The organism is Tamlana crocina, assembly GCF_012037625.1.
In genome coordinates this window covers 1-278 of the sequence record NZ_JAAVJS010000918.1, presented here as the reverse complement: position 1 = coordinate 278, position 278 = coordinate 1, and the positions used below count along the sequence as shown (strand labels likewise).

At 45.0% G+C, this 278-nt stretch carries 1 protein-coding gene; it reads right to left on the bottom strand.

What is annotated here, in order from left to right:
• On the bottom strand, positions 1-278 hold a 278-nt coding region (gene nadA, locus HC176_RS19505; protein WP_167920600.1), incomplete at both ends, for a quinolinate synthase NadA.

Below are 278 nucleotides of genomic sequence, written 5' to 3'. Positions count from 1 at the left end.
GTACGATACACGCACCATCCCACAGCAGCATTTTTCTGCCGGTCTTTTCGATGAGGTATTTCCCCAGGTTCTTGTCGGGCGCAAAAATGATGGGTTTGTCTGCATGAATAGATCTAATAATACTTTCAGCATTAGAGGAGGTACAGACAATATCGCTCAAGGTCTTGATCTCTGCAGAACAGTTGATGTAGGTCACCACCACATGATCGGGATATTGTTCCTTTAATTGCCTGAAAGCTTCCGGCGGACAACTTTCAGCAAGAGAACAACCTGCTTTA